This window comes from Phenylobacterium sp. (assembly GCF_036563285.1).
In the GTDB taxonomy this organism is placed as follows: Bacteria; Pseudomonadota; Alphaproteobacteria; order Caulobacterales; family Caulobacteraceae; genus Phenylobacterium.
The window spans coordinates 751,531-768,070 of record NZ_DATCMR010000011.1 but is presented as its reverse complement, the minus strand read 5'-3'; the positions used below and the strand labels follow the sequence as shown (position 1 = coordinate 768,070).

The following is a 16,540-nucleotide window of genomic DNA, read 5'->3' as shown; positions in this document are numbered from 1 at the left end:
CGAGTATAACGCCGTTCCCCGAATCAGCGGCGCCCATTCGGGGGTAGTCGACTGATGTCGGCCGATCGACACTATTCCGACGGCGGAGGCGGGAGTTCGTCCGCCTTCATGTACTTCATAAGTAGGGGCACTTGTGTCAGCGCAAAGGCGACGGTGAGCGCCTGCAGGCCGAAAGATCGGAACAGGACCCAGTTGGCCTCGCTCTGGGTCCGCCACACCAATTCGTTGAGCGCCGCGAGCGACCAGTAGAACAGGCCGAAGCGCAGCATGAGCTTGCGCCAGGCGTCGTCGGGCAGCACCAGCGCGTCGCCCACCACGGCCTTGATGGGGTTCTTCTTCAGCAGCAGCCCGCCCAGCAGGATCGCGCCGAGGGTGAAGTTCAGCACCGTCGGCTTCACCTTCAGGATCCGCGGGTCGTGGAAGATCAGGGTCAGCCCGCCGAAGATCACCCCCATGGCGCCCACGAAGATCGGCAGCGGCGCCCAGCGGCGCTCCACCACCCGGCCCACGATGACCGCCACCAGCGAGATCGCCACCAGGAAGCCGGAGGCCAGCATGAAATCGCGGCCGAAGCCGAAGTAGACCACCGCGAACCCGATCGGTGCCGAGTAGTCGACGAACCAGCGGACCCACTTGCGCTTGTTTGCGGGAGTCGGGCCGCTCATCGGATCGGCTCCGCCAGCCCGACGAGGCTGCGCGCAAAGGCCCGCGCATTGAACGGCTGCAGGTCCTCGATCCCCTCGCCGACGCCCACCAGCTTGATGGGACTGTCCGAGGCCTGGGCCACCGGCACCAGCACCCCGCCGCGGGCGGTGCCGTCCAGCTTGGTCATGACGATGCCCGAGACCCCGATCTGGTTGCCGAAGATGTTCTCCTGAGCGAGCGCGTTGCGGCCCACGGTGGCGTCCAGCACCAGCAGCGTCTCGTGCGGCGCCTCGGGGTCGAGCTTCTTGACCACCCGGATGATCTTCAGGAGCTCGTCCATCAGCCCCTGCTTGTTCTGCAGCCGCCCGGCGGTGTCGATCAGCACCACGTCATAGCCCTCGGCCTTCGCCCGCTCCACGGCGTCGTAGGCGAGCCCCGCCGCGTCCGAGCCGGTCGGCCTCGACATAAAATCGGCCCTGGCCCGGTCGGCCCACACGTGCAGCTGCTCAACGGCTGCCGCCCGGAAGGTGTCGCCCGCCACCACCAGCACCTTTGCCCCGCGGGCGGTGAGGTCGGCGGCGATCTTGCCGAGCGTGGTGGTCTTGCCCGACCCGTTCACCCCGATGAACAGCACGACGTACGGCTTCGGACCCGACAGCGGATCGAAGTCGCCCTCGCGCTGGGCCAGCTCCTCGCCGATGGCTTGGGCGAGCGCAGCCTTGATCTCGGCCTCGTCCACGTCCTTGCCGAACTTCTCCTCAGCGAAGCGCTCGGTGATGCGCGCGGCGGAGTGCGGGCCCAGGTCGGCCTCGATCAGCATCTCCTCCAGCTCGTCGAGCTTGGCCTGGTCGAGCGGCGCCTTGGCGACGAACACCGTGGCGATCTGGTCGCCCATCTGCTTGGAGGAGCGCGACAGGCCCTCGGTGAGGCGCTGGAACCAGCCGCGTTTGGGTTCGCTCATGGGCGGGGCTTCTAACGGCGAGTTTGCGTCCCGTCACGTGCAGCTTACAGCAGGGGCATGGACGGGCTCGCCGCCACCCTGCTGGTTCTTGACTACGCGGCCGTGGCCGTGTTCGCCGTCGCCGGCGCCCTGGCGGCGGCCCGCCGCAAGCACGACATCATCACCTTCGGATTCTTCGCCGCGGTGACCGGGGTGGGCGGCGGCACCCTGCGCGACCTGCTGATCGGCTCGCCGGTCTTCTGGGTGCACCAGCCCACCTATCTGGTCGTCTGCCTGGCGGCAGCCGTCGCGATCTGGCTCTCGGGCTGGGGCCGGGCGCGCGGCCGCCTGCTCCTGTGGTTCGACGCTGTGGGGCTCTCCGCCTACGCGGTGGTCGGCGCGCTGAAGGCGCTGTCCCTGGGCGCCCCGCCGCTCTCCGCCATCGTGATGGGCGTGCTCACCGCCACCTTCGGCGGGGTGCTGCGCGACGTGCTCGCCAACGAGCCGTCGGTGCTGCTCAGGCGCGAGCTCTACGTGACGGCGGCGCTGGTTGGGGCGGCCGTATTCGTCGCCCTGGTGGCCCTGGGCCTGCCGTTCATCGCGGCGGGCGCGGCCGGGTTCCTCACCGCCTTCGTGGTCAGGGGCGGGGCGATCCTGTTCGGCTGGTCGCTGCCGGGCTTTCCGGGCCGAGCGCCGCCCGACCCCTAGGCTTGCGGCGGCCAGGCCTGCGTCTCGTGGTCCGGGTGCTGGTAGGAGACGATGCCGGTGGTGTCGTAGCTCAGCCGGCGTTCCGGGACGGTGGCCAGCTCGTCCACCCACGGCAGGCGCGCGTCGCGCGAGAACTGCCCCGTAGGCTTGAAGGGAGCCGGATCGTCCAGCGAGCCAATCGCGAGATCGACCACACCGGGGACCGCCTCGAAGGTGAGCTGGGTGCCGCACGCTCGGCAGAAACCGCGGCGGACCTTGTTGGAGCTCTGGAACCGCGCCGGCTCGCCGCGGGTCCAGACCACCTCGTGGGCCTTCGCCGAGACGTAGGCGCCGTAGAAGCCGCCGGACGCCTTCTGGCACATCCGGCAGTGGCATATCCCGGGACCGGTCAGCTCTCCGTCCACGCGATACCGCACCGCGCCGCACTGGCACCCGCCCGTAAGGCTCATTCCGCCGCCTCCAGCACCTCCGCGCGGGCGAGCGCGCGCCGTCCGTCATGGCCCGTGACCCGGAGCGCCGCCACCTCGCCCACGGCGGCCTCGCCCTCGAAGGCCACCTCCGTGAAATCCTCGGCGCGCGCCAGCCCCGGGCGCTCCACCAGGCCGTAGATCGTGCGCCCGACCTGACGCTCCAGGTGGCGCGCCAGGGCGGCCTCGCCCGCCGCGCGCAAGCGCGCCGCACGGGCCTTCACCACCGTTTTCGCCACCGGCGGCATGCGCGCCGCAGGCGTCCCTGGCCGCGGGCTGAACGGGAAGACGTGCAGGAACGCCAACCCCGCCTCTTCGACGAGGCGCAGGGTGTTCTCGAACATCTCGTCGGTCTCGGTCGGGAAGCCGGCGATCAGGTCGGCGCCGAAGGCGGTGTCCGGCCGCACGGCCCGGACCTGGTCGACGAGGCGCAGGGCGTCGGCGCGGCTGTGCCGCCGCTTCATGCGCTTCAGGATCATGTCGTCGCCAGCCTGCAGGCTGAGGTGCAGGTAGGGCATCAGCCTGGGCTCCTCGGCCAGGCAGCGCATCAGGTCCGGGTCAATCTCGGCCGCGTCGATGGAGGATAGCCGCAGCCGCGGCAGCTCCGGGACCAGCTTCAGGATCCGCGCGACGAGCTGGCCCAGCGTCGGCTGGCCCGGCAGGTCGGCGCCCCAGCTGGTGACGTCGACGCCGGTCAGCACCACCTCGCGGTAGCCCTGCGCCGCCAGCCGCCGGACCTGCTCCACCACCTCGCCCGCCGCGGCCGAGCGGGAGTTCCCGCGGCCGTAGGGGATGATGCAGAAGGTGCAGCGGTGGTCGCAGCCGTTCTGCACCTCCACGTAGGCCCGCGCCCGGTCCTTCAGCCCGTCGATCAGGTGCCCGGCGGTCTCGCGCACGCTCATGATGTCGTTGACGCGCACCCGCGCCGGCTCGGCTTGGGGCGAATAGGCGCCCGGCGCGGCCTTCTCGGCGTTGCCCAGGACGAGGTCCACCTCGGCCATGCCGGCGAAGGCGGCGGGGTCCACCTGGGCCGCGCAGCCGGTGACGATGAGCTTGGCGCCCGGCCGCTCGCGGCGGGCCTTGCGGATCGCTTGGCGCGCCTGGCGCACCGCCTCGTTGGTCACTGCGCAGGTGTTGAACACCACCGCGTCCGACAGCCCGTCCTCTGCCGCCCGCGCGCGAATGACCTCGCTCTCGTAGGCGTTCAGTCGGCAGCCGAATGTGACGATGTCGACATTGTCCGGCCGGCTCACCATCCCAGCACCACCACGGCGACGTGGGCCATCAGCGCCAGGACGCCCACGAAGTTGATCGTGAAGACCATTCCCCGCAGCCGGACATTGTCCGTCAGCGTCTGCACCAGGGTGTGGATCACCCGCCCGACCAGGAACAGCCAGGCCGCGGCCACGTCGACGCCGGTCACCTCGCCCCGCCAGAGCAGGAACAGGGCGGCGAAGTACGCGAACAGCGGCGCCTCGAACTGGTTGGACAGGTTGCGGGCGATGCGCGCGGCGGCTGGCGGATCGCCATCCACGCGCGCAAAATCGACATAGGCCGCCTGCCCCTGGCGCACCGCAACCCTCCGCGCGGCGGTCAAGGCCACGTAGAGCGCGAGCACCAGACCGAAGTGCAGCAGGAGGGGCGTCAGGAGGGCCGCGGTCACGGGAGCTCTCCCGCAAAATCGACCGCGGCCGGGCCCGTCATGATTACGTGGTCGTCGTGGCGCCAGGCGACGAACAGCTCGCCGCCATCGAGTTCCAGGGTGGCGGCGCGGTCGGTGAGGCCACGGCGGGCAGCGGCGACCAGGGCCGCGCAGGCGCCGGTGCCGCAGGCCTTGGTGAGGCCCGCGCCCCGCTCCCAGACCCGCAGCCGGATGCGGTCGCGGCCCTTCACCTGGGCGAAGCCGACGTTGACCCCCTCCGGAAACATGTCGAGGCGCTCAACCACAGGCCCAACCATCTCGACCGGCGCCGTCTCGATGTCCGGCACGAAGAACACTACGTGAGGATTGCCCATCGAGACCGCCGCGGGGGGCTCCAGCCTATCGAAGTCCGATCCGGCGACATTCAGGCCCAGAAGGTTGGTGTCGTGCTCTTCCGCCAGCGGGATCTCGCTCCACGCGAGCCGGGGCTTGCCCATGTCGACGCTGACCAGCCGCTCCCCGGCGCGGGTGGCGACCAGCCGGCCGGCCTTGGTCTCGATCACCGCCTCGTCCTTGCCGCTGGCCTGCATCACCAGCCAGCCGACACAGCGGGTCCCGTTCCCGCAGGCCGAGACCTCCTCGCCATCGGCGTTCCAGAAGCGCACGCGGGCGTCCACGCCCTCCCCAGGCTCCACCGCGATGAGCTGGTCGCAGCCGATCCCGGCCGCGCGGTCGGCGATCGCGCGCACCTCCTCCGCGCTGGGCGCGAAGGGCTGGCTGCGGGTCTCGACCACGACGAAGTCGTTGCCGAGCCCGTTCATCTTGAGGAACGGACGTCCCATGGGCGCGGACATATAGGCGGAAACGGCCCCGAACGCTAAGACGCGAGGCATGAAGCCGCTCCTCCGCGCCCTCGCCGCCTTTGCGCTCCTCGCCTCCGCCGCCTCCGCCCAGCCGATCCAGGACGATCCATTCCTGTGGCTCGAGGAGGTGGACGGCGCCCGCGCCATGCAGTGGGTGGAGGGCCAGAACGCAAGGTCCGCCGCCAAGCTGGAGCGCGACCCCCGCTATGCCCCGATGCTGGCGCAGGCGCGCGCGATCTTCACCGCCAAGGACCGCATCCCCACGCCTCACTCCCGGGCCGGCGGCATCGACAACCTGTGGCAGGACGAGACCAACACCCACGGCCTGTGGCGGCACACGACCGAGGCCTCTTACCGCAAGGCGGCGCCGGCCTGGCGCGTGCTGCTCGATCTGGACGCGCTGTCGAAGGCCGAGAGCCGCAACTGGATCTGGAAGGGCGCCACCTGCCTGAAGCCTGCGGAGACCACCTGCCTGGTGCGCCTCTCCAACGGCGGGGGCGACGCCGTCGACATTCGCGAGTTCGACGCCGCCGCGGGCCGGTTCGTGGACGCCGGCTTCCGGTTCGGCGAGGGCAAGCAGTACGTCGACTGGCTGGACCGCGACACCCTGGTGGTCGAGCGCGCCTGGACGCCCGAAGAGGTCACAACCTCCGGCTATCCGTTCGTGATGAAGACGGTGCGCCGCGACGGCGCCGTCCGCGAGCTGTTCCGCGGCCAGCAGACCGACGTCGGCGTCAACCACGTGCTGCTGCGCGGCGACGCCGGCCGGGTGGACGGCCTGCTGGCCGCCCGCGGGGTCAGCTTCTTCGAGACCGAGTACTTCCTGCTGGGCGACGGCGCGCCGCAGCGCATCCCCCTGCCCCTGAAGGCGCAGCAGCAGGACTACGTGGACGGCCAGGTGGTGTTTACGCTGCAGGAGGCCTGGGGCGGATTCCAGGCCGGCGCGCTGATCGCCTACGACCTCGCCGAGCTGAAGCGGGGACCCGCCGCCGCCAAGCCGCGGCTGATCTTCCAGCCCGGCCCGCGCCAGGCGATCCAGCAGGTCGCCGCCACGGACGGCAAGCTGGTGGTCGTGCTGCTGGAGGACGTGAAAGGCGCGGTCGACGCGTGGGACTATGCCGCCGGCCGCTGGTCCGCGAAGCGCCTGCCGCTGCCGAAGGACGCCAATGTCACCCTGGTCGACACGGCTTCCAAGGACGACGAGCTGTTCGTCACGGTGGAGGGCTTCCTGGAGCCCACCAGCCTCTGGCTTGCCGACGCGGCATCCGGGCAAGCGGCCAAGGTGAAGGCCCTGCCCCCACGCTTCGGCGCCTCGACCCACATCGTCGAGCAGTTCTGGGCGACCTCGTCCGACGGCGCGAAGATCCCCTACTTCGTGGTGCGCCCGAAGGCGGCCAAGCTCGACGGTTCGATCCCCACCCTGATGTACGGATACGGCGGCTTCGAGGTGGCCAAGCCGCCGATCTACATGCCCGAGGCCGGCAAGCTCTGGATGGAGCGCGGCGGCGCCTATGTCATCGCCAACATCCGCGGCGGCGGCGAGTTCGGTCCGGCCTGGCACCAGTCGGTGTTGCGGGAGAAGCGCCAGCTGTCGTTCGACGACTTCGCGGCGGTGGCCAGGGACCTGTTCGCGCGCAAGATCACCTCCCCGCGACGGCTCGGCATCTACGGCCGCTCCAATGGCGGCGTGCTGACCACCGTCTCCATGACCCAGCATCCTGAGCTCTGGAACGCGATCGTCATCGAGAGCCCGCTGATCGACATGCTGCGCTACCACAAGCTCTCTGCGGGCGCGTCGTGGGTGGGGGAGTACGGCGATCCGGACGTGCCCGCCGACCGGGCCTTCATCGCCAAATACTCCGCCTACCAGAACCTGAAGCCCGGCGTGCGCTACCCGGAGGTCTACATCACCACCAACACCCGGGACGACCGGGTGCATCCGGGCCATGCGCGCAAGTTCGCGGCGCGGCTGGAGGCGATGGGGATCCCCTACCTCTATTACGAGCAGACCTTCGGCGGCCACGCCAACGACGCCGACCCGGAGCTCAACGCGCGGCGCTGGGCGCGCCACTACGTCTACCTGGCCCAGAAGCTGATGGACTAGCCCGCCTTCGCGGCCACGTCCTCGGCCGGCTCGAGCACCTGTTCGATGGCGCCGATCAGCTGCGGCAGCTGGATGGGCTTAGGCGCCAGGCCATCCATGCCGGCGGCGGTGTATTCGGCCACCTGATGGGCCATGGCGTTGGCGGTGAGCGCCACGATCGGGGTGCGGACCAACCCCCTCGCCGCCTCCTCGCGGCGGATCTCGCGCGTGGCGGCCAGCCCGTCCATCTCGGGCATCTGGATGTCCATCAGGACGACGTCCCAGCGACCCTTGCGCCACGCCTCCACGGCCTCGCGGCCGTTCTCCACGAAGGTGGCGAACAGGCCGATCTGCTCCAGCAGCGTCTGCAAGACGAGGCGATTGGTGGGGTTGTCCTCGGCGGCCAGGATGCGCAGGCCGGCGTCCGTCTCCTTCGGCTTGCGCTTCGGCCTGGCCTTGGCAGGCTTGGCGGCCATGCGGGTCGAGGCGGCCTTGGCGGGCTTCACGGCGCCCTGCGCCACCGGCAGATTGATCCGCGCCGTGAAGGTGGAGCCCACGCCCATCGCCGACTCGACGCTGATGTCGCCGCCCATCAGGCGGGCGAGGGCGCGGGAGATGGACAGGCCCAGCCCCGAGCCGCCGTAGCGGCGGGTGGTCGTGGCGTCGGCCTGGGTGAAGCGCTCGAACAAGGTGGCCAGCACCTCCGGCGCGATGCCGGCGCCACTGTCGGTGACCTCGATCACCAGCTCGTCGCCGTTGGCGCTGATGTGCAGGCCCACGCGGCCTTCGCCGGTGAACTTCACCGCGTTGGAGAGCAGGTTGTAGACGATCTGGCGCACGCGCACCGGGTCGCCGCGGCGCAGGCCCTTGGCGGCGTCGGAGACCCAGACCTTCAGGCGCACGCCCTTGGCCTGGCAGATCGGGGCGAAGGCGGCGCCGGCCTGGTCGGCGAGCTCGGCCACGTCGACGAGCCCGTCCTCCAGCTCCAGCCGGTTGGACTCGATCTTGGAGATGTCCAGCAGGTCATTCAGCAGCATCAGGAGCACCTCGCCGGACTGGCGGATGACGTCCAGGCGCTCCTTCTGCTTCGCCGGCAGGGCCTCGGCCTCCATGGCCTGGGCCATGCCCAGCACGCCGTTCAGGGGCGTGCGGATCTCGTGGCTCATGGTGGCCAGGAAGTCGCTCTTGGCCTTGTTGGCCTGGTCGGCGCGCAGGCGGTCGGACTTCGCCTGGTGGAGCGCCTTGCGCAGGGCGGCCGAGGCGCGGTCGTGGCTGCGCACCGAGACCATCAGGTGGCCGATGTAGAGCAGGCCGCCGAGGAAGACGAAGACCATGGCGCCCATGTCGGCGGCCGGATCGAACCGGATGGCGGAGAGCGGCAGGCCCGCGATGGTCAGCACGAAGGGGATCATCGCCGCCACCAGGGCGCGGCGCTCGTGCTGGCCCTGTAGCGCGATGTTGATCATGCCGCCGACCAGGACGATCAGGGCGAACAGCTTGCCCTCAAGGCCGCCGGCGTACCAGCAGTAGGGGGCGATTGCCGCGAAGGCTGCGGCGCTGAGGGCGATGCTCGCCAGGTAGGCGGCCTCGTAGCCGCGCGACGGGACGAGCTCGGGATCCCGCCGCGCCCGCTGGCCGACGGCGATGCTGAGGAACTGCGCGGCCATCACGCCAACCCACCAGACGAGCGGCCCGAGCCCGTCCGTGGCGTAGCAGGCGGCGACGGTGATGAAGACCGCCAGGGCCGTGCGAGCCTTGACGTCCCGCGCCCGCGCAACAGCGATCTCGTGATAGTTGGCGCTCTTCGGCATGCCCGCCCTCAAGGGAGGCATGTTGACCAACCTGAGTTAAGATAACGCTGCGATATCCAAGTATTTGAGCAACTTAGGATGGGCGTCGGCGCAATCGCCAGTTGCCCCTCAGGTCTTTTCGACCGCGGCGGCGGTGTCGTCGATCATGGCGACGATCCGGTCGATCTCCTCCGGGGTGGCGGCGCGGCCGCCCAGGCGATGGCGCAGCGCCATGGAGAGATTGGCCATGGCGCGCTCGATGCGCGGACGGCTGGCCTCAGAGCTGGACGCGGCCTCTTCCATGCGGGCGAAGACGGCCTCGACGGCGGTGCGGTTCTTGTCCAGCGCCTCGCGGCCCTGGTCGGTGATCTCGTAGAGCTTGCGGCCGGTATCGCCACCGGCGGGACGGGCGAACCCCTCGTCCTCGAGCAGTGCGAGCGTGGGGTAGATGACCCCGGCGCTAGGCCTGTAGGCGCCGCCGGTACGCTCCTCGAGCGCCTTGATCAGCTCGTAGCCGTGGCGCGGCTGCTGCTCGAGCAGCGCCAGGATCACGAAGCGAAGGTCGCCGTGCTCCAGGAGCCGGCCGATCCGGCCGCGACCGCGGCCGCGCGGCGGCCCGCCCCAGGCGTGACGGCTGCGGCATTCCCTGTGATGGCGGAACATGTGGTGCATGGTTCGATCCTATTTCGATATGTCTAATCTTTAGATATATCGAACCCAAGTTCGTCGCAACGGCAATATCGATACGCTCTAAATATAGCGGCTAGAGGTCCTTGAGCGTGTCGGCGAGCAGCCGGCCCTCGACCCCGCGGTTGGAGCCGGCGCGCCAGGCGACGACGATCTCGCGGCTCGGATGCTCCGCGTCGATCGGGCGGACCACGACGTGTGCGGCCTCGGTGAGGCCGGCGGTGATCGCCATCTTCGGCAGAAAGGTTACGCCCAGGCCGGAGCCCACCATCTGCACGAGCGTAGGAAGGGACGTGGCCGCGAACGCCGGATCTTCGCCCGGCGGAGCCCGGGGCGGCTTCAGCCCGCAGGCGGCCAGCGCGTGCTCGCGCAGGCAATGGCCGTCCTCCAGCAGGATCAGCCCCTCGCGCTGAAGGTCCTCGGGCGGCGCCTTCTTCAGCTTCGCCAGCGGGTGGTCGGCGGGCAGGGCGGCGACCAGCTCGTCGTCGGTGACGTGCGCCCACTGCAGCCCCGTCATGTCGTAGGGCAGGGCGATCAGCGCCGCATCCAGCTGGCCGGCCTTGAGCGCGGAGATCAGCCGGTGCGTGAGGTCCTCGCGCAGGAACAGCTTCAGCCGCGGGAAGCGTTCGCGAAGCAGCCGCAGGGCCTTGGGCAGCAGGAAGGGCGCGATGGTGGGGATCACGCCCAGCCGGAAACGGCCGGTGAGCGGCTGGCCCGCATTCTTCGCCGCCTCCACCAGCTCCTCGGCCTCGTTGAGGATGGTGGTCGCGCGCCGGAGCGCCTCTTCGCCGACGGCCGTCAGGATCACCCCTGAGCGCGCACGATCGACAACCGCCGCGCCCAGGATCCGCTCCAGCTCCTGTATGCCGGCCGAGAGCGTCGGCTGCGTCACGTGGGCGGCCTCCGCCGCCCGGCCGAAACTGCCCTGCTCGGCCAGGAGCTTCAGGTACTGGAGCTGGCGGATGGTGGGGAGCATCGAAGGTTAGTAAATAGGATACGTCTATCGCAAACTCAAACCCAATCGATTTGATTGCTGGACCCCCGGGCCCTATCTACCTGTCCGAGCGGACGAGACGGGAGCCTGCTTCCGCCCCGTCCGCGGGACTTTCAGCTTCAAGGAGAGATCAATGCTCGGCGTTGGCGAAACCCTGCCGGACTTCAAGGTCGTGGGCGTGAAGCCCAAGTTCATGCGTCACGAGGAGAACGGCGAGAGCGCCTTCGAGACGATCACCAAGGACAGCTTCCCGGGCAAGTGGAAGGTCATCTTCTTCTACCCGAAGGACTTCACCTTCGTCTGCCCGACGGAGATCGCGGAGTTCGCCCGGCTGAACCCGCAGTTCGAAGAGCGCGACACCGTCGTGCTCGGCGGCTCGACGGACAACGAGCACTCCAAGCTCGGCTGGCGTCGCGAGCACCCGGACCTGAACCAGCTCGGCATCTGGAACTTCGCGGACAACTCCGGGAAGTTCGCCCGGGCCCTGGGCGTGCTGAACGAGGATGAAGGCGTCGCCCTGCGCGCCACCTTCGTGGTCGATCCCGACAACACCGTCCAGCATGTCTACGTGACCAACCTCAACGTCGGCCGCAATCCGCAGGATACGCTTCGCGTCCTCGACGCCCTGCAGACCGACGAACTCTGCCCCTGCAACCGTGCGGTGGGCGGCGACACCCTGAAGGCGGCTTAACACACCTCCGCTTTCAGCCATCCGGGAGGGGCGCTTCCTCCCCCCTAGAGCGACCCTCCCGGACACCTTCTTCTTCGAGAATTGGAGCGACCCATGTCTCTCGACGCCCTGCGCGAGACCTTGCCCGCCTATGCCAAGGATCTGAGCCTCAACCTCTCGAGCCTGGCCAACGAGACCACGCTGTCGGACCAGCAGAAGTGGGGCGCGTTCGTGGCTTCCGCCCACGCCGTGGGCCAGCGGTCGGTGGTCAATGCGGTGGAGTCCGCCGCGACGGCCGCCGGGCTGGCGCCGGAAGCGCTGAACGGCGCGAAGGCGGCCGCGGCGATCATGGGCATGAACAACGTCTACTACCGCTCGCTGCACCTGCTCTCGAACCCGGAGTACCGCACCCTGCGCGCCGGGCTGCGGATGAACGTCATCGCCAACCCCGGCGTCGAGAAGGTCGACTTCGAACTGTGGTGCACCGCAGTGTCGGCGATCAACGGCTGCGGCATGTGCCTCGACAGCCACGAGGCCGAGCTGAAGAAGCACGGCGTGCCCGCCCTGCAGATCCAGGCGGCCCTGCGCATCGCCGCGGTGGTCAACGCCGTCAGCCGCGTGCTGCAGGCGGAGGGCGGCGCCGAGGACTAATCCGGCTTGCCGGTCTCCACGCTCTTCTTCAGCCGGGCGAGCTGCTCGCCCAGCACCTGATCGACAGGGGCGGCGAAGGTCTCGGCCAGGCCGCCCTTGGCGTAGCCGCCGACGTTGTAGGTCAGGGTCAGCGTCGTGCCCTGGCCTTCCGGCTTCAGAACGAAGGCCATGTGCCCGCTCGCGCCGGTGAACTGCAGAGGGCCGAGCGCACCGAACAGGCGCAGCTGCGTGTCCTCCTCGGCATAGACGATGGTCATGTGCCGGACCGCCCCGCGCTTCAGCTTCTCGCAGAAGCAGCCGTCGCCATCCATCGACAGGTTCTTCGCATCGCCCGACCAGGTGTGGCCGCTGCTCCACCACCGGTAGGGCCGCATCACCGCGTCCCACACCTTCGCCGGAGGCGCCGCCACCTGGGTGGTGAGCGTCACCTGGAAGCCCGCCGGCGAGCGGTCGGTCACCGCCGCGTTCGCAGCGCCGGCGATGGCCAGCGCCGCCGCGGCGGCCGAGATCGCGAGTTTCATGAAAAAGTCCCCTAAGCCTTCTCGAAGCTTAGCGGGCCTCCCCAGAAGGCCTCAACCAGGCTGTGCTGCGCGCCCGGCTGGCCGGTGGTGAGAAATCTGCGGACGGCGCCGGTCCCGGGGCTAAACTCCGGATGCCGCTCGAAATAGCGCTGCAGCGCGTCGGCCGTCGCCTCCGGCTGGTGGATCACCGGCAAGCCGGCGGGCAGCGCCTCGCGGAACAGGTCGGCCACATATTCATAGTGGGTGCAGCCGAGGATCGCCCGGTCCGGCGAACGCCCGATGCGCTTGGTCAACGCCTGCACATGGCCCTCGATCACCGCCTTCAGCTCCTCGCGGCTCGCGCCGGCCTCGATCATCCGGGCCAGCTCCGGGCAGGGCTCGGAGAACACCGCGACGTCGCCGCGGCGCTTGTCGACCTCGATCTCGTAGACACGGGAGTTGGTCGTGGCCGGGGTGGAGAAGACGCCGATGATCTCCACCTTCTCGATCTTCTCTCCGAGGTCCTCGGGCTCGTGCTCCCAGGGCAGGCCGGTGGCCGCCTCGATGGTCGGCACCACGATGCCCAGCACGTTCACCGGACGTCCGATCTGCTTGCGGTAACCCGGCAGCCAGGTCTGCTGCAGCCGCCGCAGCGCGACGCTCGCCGCGGTGTTGCAGGCCAGGACGACCACGTCGCAGCCTTCGGCGAACAGCCGCTCGCAGCCGGCCCGGGTGAGCGCCACGATCTCCTCGCCGGTCTTGCCGCCGTAGGGGGCGTTGGCCTGGTCGGCCAGGTACACGAAGTCCGCCTGCGGGAACCGTTCCACCAGCCTGTGGTGGACGGTGAGGCCGCCCACGCCGGAATCGAAGACGCCGATCGACATGGCCTCGTGCTTAGCGAGCGGCCGGTCGGCGCGCAAAGCCAATCGCCAGAAGCCGGCATACCGGCGGATTTTACCGCCCGATCAGGTGACGTTCAGCATGCATCTGCCTAAGGTCCCCGCCGACCTGATCGCCTCTTCCGGAGACCCTATGCACCGGCGCACGTTTCTTGCCGCCACCTCCGCCGCCACCGCGGCCTCGATGCTTCCCCTGAACGCCTTGGCCCAGCCCTCCTTGAACCCGCTGCTGCAGCCCTGGACCGGGCCTTTCGGCGGCGTGCCCGCCTTCGACAAGGTCCGGGTCGAGCACTTCAAGCCGGCGCTCGAAGCCGCCATGGCCGAGGAGCTGCGCGAGATCGAGACTATCGCCGACAACCCGGCCCCGCCGACCTTCGAGAACACCATCGCGGCGATGGAGCGCGCCGGCCGCACCGGCAACCGCGTCAGCACGGTCTACGGCGTCTGGGGCGGAACCCTGTCGACGCCCGCCCTGCGCGCGGTCGAGAAGGAGATGCAGCCGAAGCTGTCGGCCCACTCCGACAAGATCCTGCAGAACGCCCGGCTCTTCCGGCGCATCGAGGCGGTCTACAACGACCGCGCGCGCCTCACGCCCGAGCAGCAGCGGCTGACCTGGCTGAACTGGAACCGCTTCGTCCGCGCCGGCGCCAAGCTCTCCCCCGAGGCCAAGGCCCGCGTCGCCGCTATCAACGAGGAGCTGGCCGGCGCCTTCACGACCTTCAGCCAGAACCTGCTGCACGACGAGAACGAGTACGACCTCTACCTGAAGGAGGCCGACCTGGCGGGCCTACCCGCCGACGTGCGCGCCGCCATGGGCGCGGCGGCTGCGGAGAAGAAGCGGCCCGGCGAGTTCGTCATCGTCAACACCCGCTCTTCCGTTGACCCGTTCCTCACCTATTCATCGCGTCGCGACCTGCGGGAGAAGGTCTGGCGGACCTTCTACAACCGCGGCGACAACGGCGACGCCTACGACAACAACGCGGTGATCAGGAGAATCCTGAAGCTCCGCGCGGAGCGGGCGAAGCTCCTGGGCTTCAAGACCCACGCCCACTGGCGCCTGCAGGACAACTCAATGGCCCAGACGCCGGAGGCCACCATGGAGCTGATGATGCGCGTGTGGCCCGCGGCCATCGCCCGCGTCCGCGAGGAGGTGGCCGAGATGCAGGCCATCGCCGACAAGGAGGGCGCGAAGATCAGGATCGCACCGTGGGACTACCGCTACTACGCCGAGAAGGTCCGGGCCGCGCGCTACGACCTCGATATGAATGCGGTGAAGCCGTACATGCAGCTGGAGAAGCTGCGCGAGGGCATGTTCTGGGCCGCCGGCCAGCTCTACGGCTTCAGCTTCCACCCCGTGACCAACGTGCCCGTGCAGCATCCGGACGTCCGCGTCTGGGAGGTGAAGCGCGGGCCCGACCATGTGGGGCTCTGGTACTTCGATCCCTATGCGCGGACCGGCAAACGGTCCGGAGCCTGGATGAACGCCTACCGCGCCCAGGAGACCTTCGACGGCAGGATCACGACGATCGTCTCGAACAACTCCAACTTCGTGAAGGGTGCGCCCGGACAGCCGGTGCTGATCTCCTGGGACGACGCCTCGACCATGTTCCACGAGTTCGGCCACGCCCTGCACGGGCTGAACTCCAAGGTCGCCTACCCGTCGCTGTCGGGAACGCGGGTGTTCCGCGACTACGTGGAGTTCCCCTCGCAGATCAACGAGGCCTGGCTGGCGACGCCGGAGGTGCTCAACCGCTTCGCCCTGCACCACCAGACCGGCAAGCCGATCCCGCGCGAGCTGGTGGAGAAGATCGAGAAGGCCTCCACCTTCCGCCAGGGCTTCGACGTGACCGAGTACCTGGCCTCGGCGCTCATCGACATGAAGCTGCACCTGGCCGGCGACGCCGACATCGACCCCGACGCCTTCGAGCGCGAGGAGCTGACCAAGCTCGGCATGCCCGCAGAGCTGCCGATGCGCCACCGCACCCCGCAGTTCGGGCACATCTTCGCCTCCGACGGCTACTCGGCGGGCTACTACTCCTACCTGTGGTCGGAGGTGATGGCGCTGGACGCGGTCGAGGCGTTCCGCGAGGCGCCGAAGGGGCTCTACGACAAGGCCGTGGCCAAGCGGCTCCACGACAACGTCATGAGCGTCGGCAACTCCATCGACCCGCGCGAAGGCTACCGCCGCTTCCGCGGCCGCGAGCCGGACGTGAAGGCCTACCTGCGCGACAAGGGCTTCCCGACCTGAACCCCTCTGCGATGGGAGGGGCCTCTACTCCGCCGGCTCCGCCTGCTTCTTCGGCTGCGGCACCAGGCGCAGGTAGGGCTTCAGCGTCTTCCAGCCGCCGGGGAAGCGGGTCTTCGCCTCCTCGTCCGACACCGCCGGGACGATGATGCAGTCCTCGCCGTCCTTCCAGTTCACCGGGGTGGCGACCTTGTGCTCGGCGGTGAGCTGGCAGCTGTCGAGCAGCCGCAGCACCTCGTCGAAGTTGCGGCCGGTGCTCATCGGATAGGACAGCGTCGCCTTCACGATCTTGTCCGGCCCGATCACATAGACCGTGCGCACGGTGGCGTTGGTGGCCGCCGTGCGGCCCTGCGAGGTCTCGCCCGCGTCGCCCGGCAGCATGTCGTAGAGCTTGGCGACCTTCAGGTCGTGGTCGCCGATCAGCGGATAGTTGGGCGTATGCCCCGTGCACTCGCCGATGTCCGACAGCCAGCGGGTGTGGTCGTCGACGGGGTCCACCGACAGACCGATCACCTTGGTGTTCCGCTTCGCGAAATCCGGCTCCAGCCTGGCCAGGTAACCGAGCTCGGTCGTGCAGACCGGCGTGAAGTCCTTCGGGTGCGAGAACAGCACGCCCCAGCTGTCGCCCAGCCACTCGTGGAAGCGGATGCGGCCCTTGGTGGTCTCGGCCTCGAAATCGGGAGCCTTGTCGCCAATGCGAAGTGTCATGCGTCTACCCTCTGCCCTAGCTGGCCCTTGGACGGGGATTATCCGCCC

Annotated in this window: 17 protein-coding genes; 5 read left to right on the top strand and 12 right to left on the bottom strand. The window is 69.4% G+C overall.

The genetic code is table 11. The annotated features are described in order from the left end of the window. Positions 1–71: 71 nt before the first annotated feature. Positions 72–665: an inner membrane-spanning protein YciB gene (locus VIL76_RS14540; RefSeq protein ID WP_332045750.1), complete on the bottom strand. Its 594-nt coding sequence runs from the start codon at positions 663–665 to the stop codon at positions 72–74. After that, on the bottom strand, positions 662–1,606 hold the full coding sequence (gene ftsY, locus VIL76_RS14535; RefSeq protein WP_332045749.1) for a signal recognition particle-docking protein FtsY: 945 nt from the start codon (positions 1,604–1,606) through the stop codon (positions 662–664). Before ftsY ends, VIL76_RS14540 begins: the two co-directional genes overlap by 4 nt. A 57-nt stretch (positions 1,607–1,663) precedes the next feature. Between ftsY and VIL76_RS14530 the strand changes: the two genes are divergently transcribed. Further along, positions 1,664–2,293 (top strand): trimeric intracellular cation channel family protein, encoded by a 630-nt coding sequence (locus tag VIL76_RS14530; RefSeq protein WP_332045748.1) that lies wholly within the window; start codon positions 1,664–1,666, stop codon positions 2,291–2,293. Here the strand turns inward: VIL76_RS14530 and VIL76_RS14525 are convergent. The 4 genes from VIL76_RS14525 to dapF are packed head-to-tail and all read right to left on the bottom strand — an operon-like array spanning position 2,290 to position 5,244. Further along, the gene (locus VIL76_RS14525; protein ID WP_332045747.1) at positions 2,290–2,742 is read right to left on the bottom strand and encodes a GFA family protein; all 453 of its coding nucleotides are present in this window, start codon (positions 2,740–2,742) and stop codon (positions 2,290–2,292) included. The two genes, VIL76_RS14530 and VIL76_RS14525, sit on opposite strands and share 4 nt — an antisense overlap. Further along, positions 2,739–4,016 (bottom strand): tRNA (N(6)-L-threonylcarbamoyladenosine(37)-C(2))-methylthiotransferase MtaB, encoded by a 1,278-nt coding sequence (mtaB, locus tag VIL76_RS14520; RefSeq protein WP_332045746.1) that lies wholly within the window; start codon positions 4,014–4,016, stop codon positions 2,739–2,741. Before mtaB ends, VIL76_RS14525 begins: the two co-directional genes overlap by 4 nt. Beyond that, entirely contained in the window at positions 4,010–4,423 is a 414-nt protein-coding gene (locus VIL76_RS14515; protein WP_332045745.1) for an MAPEG family protein, read from the bottom strand. The genes mtaB and VIL76_RS14515 overlap by 7 nt, the downstream gene beginning before the upstream one ends. After that, a complete protein-coding gene (dapF, locus tag VIL76_RS14510) occupies positions 4,420–5,244 on the bottom strand; it encodes a diaminopimelate epimerase (RefSeq protein ID WP_332045744.1) in 825 nt (274 codons plus the stop codon). The genes VIL76_RS14515 and dapF overlap by 4 nt, the downstream gene beginning before the upstream one ends. 49 nt (positions 5,245–5,293) lie before the next feature. Between dapF and VIL76_RS14505 the strand changes: the two genes are divergently transcribed. Further along, positions 5,294–7,369 carry a prolyl oligopeptidase family serine peptidase gene (locus VIL76_RS14505; RefSeq protein ID WP_332045743.1) on the top strand — a complete coding sequence of 692 codons (2,076 nt, stop codon included), beginning with the start codon at positions 5,294–5,296 and terminating at the stop codon, positions 7,367–7,369. Here VIL76_RS14505 and VIL76_RS14500 read toward each other — a convergent pair. From VIL76_RS14500 to VIL76_RS14490, 3 genes are all read right to left on the bottom strand, one after another. Beyond that, complete coding sequence (locus VIL76_RS14500; RefSeq protein WP_332045742.1) at positions 7,366–9,159, bottom strand: ATP-binding protein; 1,794 nt, start codon at positions 9,157–9,159, stop codon at positions 7,366–7,368. The genes VIL76_RS14505 and VIL76_RS14500 overlap by 4 nt on opposite strands. Before the next feature lie 108 nt (positions 9,160–9,267). Next, positions 9,268–9,810 carry a PadR family transcriptional regulator gene (locus VIL76_RS14495; RefSeq protein ID WP_332045741.1) on the bottom strand — a complete coding sequence of 181 codons (543 nt, stop codon included), beginning with the start codon at positions 9,808–9,810 and terminating at the stop codon, positions 9,268–9,270. A 91-nt stretch (positions 9,811–9,901) separates the two neighbouring features. After that, a complete protein-coding gene (locus tag VIL76_RS14490; protein ID WP_332045740.1) occupies positions 9,902–10,801 on the bottom strand; it encodes a hydrogen peroxide-inducible genes activator in 900 nt (299 codons plus the stop codon). 151 nt (positions 10,802–10,952) lie between these two features. On the opposite strand from VIL76_RS14490, the gene VIL76_RS14485 reads away from it, so the two are divergent. Together VIL76_RS14485 and VIL76_RS14480 are read left to right on the top strand one after the other, a co-directional pair. Then, entirely contained in the window at positions 10,953–11,510 is a 558-nt protein-coding gene (locus tag VIL76_RS14485; protein WP_332045739.1) for a peroxiredoxin, read from the top strand. 93 nt (positions 11,511–11,603) lie between these two features. Continuing rightward, complete coding sequence (locus VIL76_RS14480; protein WP_332045738.1) at positions 11,604–12,140, top strand: carboxymuconolactone decarboxylase family protein; 537 nt, start codon at positions 11,604–11,606, stop codon at positions 12,138–12,140. Here VIL76_RS14480 and VIL76_RS14475 read toward each other — a convergent pair. Both VIL76_RS14475 and VIL76_RS14470 read right to left on the bottom strand, forming a co-directional pair. After that, positions 12,137–12,661, bottom strand: a complete 525-nt coding sequence (locus VIL76_RS14475; protein WP_332045737.1) for an SRPBCC family protein — start codon at positions 12,659–12,661, stop codon at positions 12,137–12,139. The two genes, VIL76_RS14480 and VIL76_RS14475, sit on opposite strands and share 4 nt — an antisense overlap. 11 nt (positions 12,662–12,672) lie before the next feature. Next, positions 12,673–13,524, bottom strand: a complete 852-nt coding sequence (locus VIL76_RS14470; RefSeq protein ID WP_332045736.1) for a glutamate racemase — start codon at positions 13,522–13,524, stop codon at positions 12,673–12,675. A 148-nt stretch (positions 13,525–13,672) separates the two neighbouring features. On the opposite strand from VIL76_RS14470, the gene VIL76_RS14465 reads away from it, so the two are divergent. Continuing rightward, positions 13,673–15,787: a M3 family metallopeptidase gene (locus VIL76_RS14465; protein WP_332046507.1), complete on the top strand. Its 2,115-nt coding sequence runs from the start codon at positions 13,673–13,675 to the stop codon at positions 15,785–15,787. 24 nt (positions 15,788–15,811) lie between these two features. On the opposite strand, the gene VIL76_RS14460 is transcribed toward VIL76_RS14465, so the two are convergent. Then, entirely contained in the window at positions 15,812–16,492 is a 681-nt protein-coding gene (locus tag VIL76_RS14460) for a peroxiredoxin (RefSeq protein ID WP_332045735.1), read from the bottom strand. Positions 16,493–16,540 lie beyond the last annotated feature (48 nt).